This is a genomic window from Roseateles sp., assembly GCF_052436255.1.
Taxonomy (GTDB): Bacteria; Pseudomonadota; Gammaproteobacteria; order Burkholderiales; family Burkholderiaceae_C; genus Pelomonas.
Genome location: NZ_JBQVNP010000264.1, coordinates 1 through 3,955, shown reverse-complemented (window position 1 = coordinate 3,955; position 3,955 = coordinate 1). Strand labels below are relative to the sequence as shown.

Annotated in this window: 3 protein-coding genes and 1 pseudogene; all 4 read left to right on the top strand. The window is 67.1% G+C overall.

Annotated features, from left to right (window positions below):
• Nucleotides 1-1,112 (top strand): 2-oxoglutarate dehydrogenase complex dihydrolipoyllysine-residue succinyltransferase (gene odhB / locus ACT6S0_RS27195; protein WP_444766848.1); only part of this gene is annotated, 1,112 nt, incomplete at its 5' end.
• Between the two features lie 18 nt (nucleotides 1,113-1,130).
• Nucleotides 1,131-2,552, top strand: coding sequence for a dihydrolipoyl dehydrogenase (gene lpdA / locus ACT6S0_RS27190; protein WP_444766847.1), 1,422 nt, complete (start codon nucleotides 1,131-1,133; stop codon nucleotides 2,550-2,552).
• A gap of 1 nt (nucleotide 2,553) precedes the next feature.
• Entirely contained in the window at nucleotides 2,554-3,654 is a 1,101-nt protein-coding gene (gene zapE, locus ACT6S0_RS27185; protein WP_444766846.1) for a cell division protein ZapE, read from the top strand.
• Nucleotides 3,651-3,955: pseudogene (locus ACT6S0_RS27180) on the top strand (hypothetical protein); the annotation flags it as partial. The gene zapE and the pseudogene ACT6S0_RS27180, both read left to right, overlap by 4 nt.

The following is a 3,955-nucleotide window of genomic DNA, read 5'->3' as shown; positions in this document are numbered from 1 at the left end:
TGCTCGAAGTGCCCGCGCCCGCCTCCGGCGTGCTGGCCGAGATTGTCAAAGCCGACGGCAGCACGGTCGTTAGCCAGGAACTGCTTGCCAAGATCGATACCGAGGGCAAGGCCGGCGTCGCCGCGCCCGCCACGACGGCCGCCGCGGCTGCAGCGCCGGCTGCTGCCGCTGTGCCCGCAGCCCCCGGCGGCAACAAGGGCGACGTGGCCATGCCGGCCGCCGCCAAGAACCTGGCCGAAAAGGGCCTGCAAGCCACCGACGTGGCGGGCTCGGGCAAGGATGGTCGCGTCACCAAGGGCGACGCACTGGCCGCTTCGACCAAGTCTGCCGCGCCGGCACCCGTCGCCGCTGCCGCGCCTGCCGCCAAGCCGTTGCCCGCCGTGGCCGCGCCCGTGCAGCCCAACCTGGGCGACCGCCCCGAGCAGCGCGTGCCCATGACCCGCCTGCGCGCCCGCATCGCCGAGCGCCTGCTGCAGTCGCAGTCCACCAACGCCATCCTGACCACCTTCAACGAAGTCAACATGGCCCCGGTCATGGAGATGCGCAAGAAGTTCCAGGAGAAGTTCGAGAAGGAGCACGGCGTCAAGCTCGGCTTCATGAGCTTCTTCGTCAAGGCAGCTGTCGCGGCGCTGAAGAAGTACCCGATCATCAACGCGTCGGTCGACGGCAACGACATCGTCTACCACGGCTATTTCGACATCGGCATCGCCGTCGGTTCCCCGCGCGGCCTCGTCGTGCCGGTGCTGCGCAACGTCGACCAGATGAGCTTCGCCGACATCGAGAAGAAGATTGCCGAGTTCGGCGCCAAGGCCAAGGAGGGCAAGCTGTCCATCGACGAGCTGACCGGCGGCACCTTCTCCATCTCCAACGGCGGCACCTTCGGCTCGATGCTGTCCACGCCCATCATCAATCCGCCGCAATCCGCCATCCTGGGCGTGCATGCGACCAAGGACCGTGCCGTGGTCGAGAACGGCCAGGTCGTCGTGCGCCCGATCAACTACCTCGCCATGTCGTATGACCACCGCATCATCGACGGCCGCGAAGCCGTGCTGGGCCTGGTGACGATGAAGGAAGCGCTCGAGGATCCCGCTCGTTTGCTGTTCGACATCTAAGCCAAAGGACAGATCAGCATGAGCACCAAGCAATTCGACGTCGTCGTCATCGGCGGCGGCCCCGGCGGCTACATCGCCGCCATCCGCGCGGCCCAACTGGGCATGAATGTGGCCTGCATCGACGAGTGGAAGAACGACAAGGGTGGCCCCGCCCTCGGCGGCACCTGCACCAACGTCGGCTGCATCCCGTCCAAGGCGCTGCTGCAGTCCAGCGAGCACTACGAGCACCTGAACCACCACTTCGCCGACCACGGCATCACCGCCGACAACGTCAAGATCGACGTCGCCAAGATGCTGGCTCGCAAGGACCAGGTCGTGAAGCAGAACAACGACGGCATCGTCTACCTGTTCAAGAAGAACAAGGTCACGTTCTTCCACGGCCGTGGCAGCTTTGTTGCCGCCAAGGACGGGGGTTATGAGCTCAAGGCCGGCGAGGAGACCATCGCTGCCAAACAGGTCATCATCGCCACCGGCTCCAACGCCCGCGCTCTGCCCGGCGTGCCGTTCGACGAGGAGAACATCCTGTCCAACGACGGCGCGCTGCGCGTCGGCGTGACGCCCAGGAAGCTCGGCCTGATTGGCGCCGGTGTCATCGGCCTGGAGATGGGTTCGGTCTGGCGACGCCTGGGCGCGGAAGTCACCGTCCTTGAAGGCCTGCCGGCCCTCCTCGGCGCCGTGGACGAGAGCGTCGCCAAGGAAGCCGCCAAGGTCTTCAAGAAGCAGGGCCTGGACATCCAGCTCGGCGTGAAGGTCGGCGAGGTCAAGTCGGGCAAGAAGGGTGTCAGCGTCGCCTACACCGACGCCAAGGGCGAGGCCAGGACGCTGGAGGTCGACAAGCTCATCGTCTCCATCGGCCGCGTACCCAACACCATCGGGCTGGCGGCTGATGCGGTGGGCCTGAAGCTGGACGAACGCGGTGCCATTGAAGTCGATGCGGACTGCAAGACCAACCTGCCCGGCGTCTGGGCCGTGGGTGACGTCGTGCGCGGCCCGATGCTCGCGCACAAGGCCGAGGAAGAGGGCGTGGCCGTCGCAGAGCGCATCGCCGGTCAGCACGGGCATGTCAACTTCAACACCATCCCCTGGGTCATCTACACCAGCCCCGAGATCGCCTGGGTCGGCAGGACCGAGCAGCAGCTCAAGGCCGAAGGCGTGGCCTACAAGGCCGGGCAGTTCCCGTTCCTGGCCAATGGCCGCGCGCGTGCGCTGGGTGACACGACCGGCTTCGTCAAGTTCCTGGCCGACGCCAAGACCGACGAGATCCTGGGCGTGCACATCATTGGCCCGTTCGCCTCGGAGCTGATCTCCGAGGCCGTCGTGGCGATGGAGTTCAAGGCCTCGGCCGAAGACATCGCGCGCATCTGCCATGCCCATCCGTCGTTGTCCGAAGCAACGAAGGAAGCGGCGCTCGCCATCGACAAGCGCACGCTCAATTTTTGACGTGACTCAAGTCACCGAGCTCTACCAGCAGACGCTGGCCGAGCGCGGCTACACGGCCGACCCGGCGCAATTGCGCGCCGTGTCGGCCCTGCAGCGCTGCCAGGACGAATGGGCCAGCTACAAGGCCCGCCGCGCCAATGCGGTCACCAAGCTGCTGGTGCGCCCGCCCATCCCGCGCGGTGTCTACATGTACGGGGGCGTGGGCCGGGGCAAGAGCTTCCTGATGGACTGCTTTTTTCAGGCCGTGCCGCTGCAGCGCAAGACGCGGCTGCACTTCCACGAGTTCATGCGCGAGGTCCACCGTGAGCTGCAGGAGCTCAAGGGCATCGCCGATCCGCTGGACGAACTCGGCAAGCGCATCGCGCGGCGTTTCCGCCTGATCTGCTTCGACGAATTTCACGTGGCCGACGTGACCGACGCGATGATCCTGCACCGGCTGCTCGACGCGCTGTTCCGCAACCGCGTGTCCATCGTCACAACCTCCAACTTCCACCCCGACGAGCTCTATCCGAACGGACTGCATCGCGACCGCATCCTGCCGGCCATCGAGCTGCTGAAGGCGAATCTTGAAGTGCTGAGCGTCGACAACGGCACCGATTACCGGCGCCGCACGCTGGAGGACATGAACCTCTACCTGACGCCGCTGGACGACGCTGCCGAGGCGGCCTTGACCCAGGCCTTCGAGTCCCTCGCCGAGGCGCACGACCAGGATCGCAAGTTGATGATCGAGCACCGCGCGCTGCATGCGCGGCGGCGTGCCGGTGGCGTCGTCTGGTTCGACTTCCAGACCCTCTGCGGCGGCCCGCGGTCGCAGAACGACTACCTGGAACTGGCCAGCCAGTTCCACACCGTCATCCTGTCCGATGTGCCGGAAATGCCGGTGCGCCTGGCCAGCGAGGCGCGGCGCTTCACCTGGCTGGTGGACGTGCTCTACGACCGCCGCGTCAAGCTCATCATTTCGGCCGCGGTACCGGCCGACCAGCTCTACACCGAGGGACCGTTGGCGCACGAGTTTCCGCGCACGGTGTCGCGCCTGCAGGAGATGCGCTCGGCCGAGTACCTGGCCCTGGCGCGCCGCGAGGTCGATACTTCGCTGACATGAGCTTGCCTGCGCTGATCCTGCTTGCCGCCGCCGCGGCGTCCTCGCCCCAGCTGGCGACTCGGGCCGAAGTTGCGGCGCAGCGCGCGGCCATCGAGCAGCGCTTTGCGCGGGAAGAGGCCGAATGCCAACAGCGCTTCAGCGTGGCGGCCTGCCTCGAGGCGCTGGACCAGCGCCGCCGACGAGCGCTCGCACCGCTGACGCGGCACGAGCATGAGCTGGCCGCCCAGGAGCGCCGCCAACGCGCGGCCGCCCAGTCGCAGCGCGTGCGCGAGCGTGAGCTGGCCGCCGCGCAGGACCAGGC

Bases quoted from the DNA above. Each gene is read 5' to 3' on its own strand.
- lpdA (WP_444766847.1), top strand. From the start codon at position 1,131: ATGAGCACCAAGCAATTCGACGTCGTCGTCATCGGCGGCGGCCCCGGC.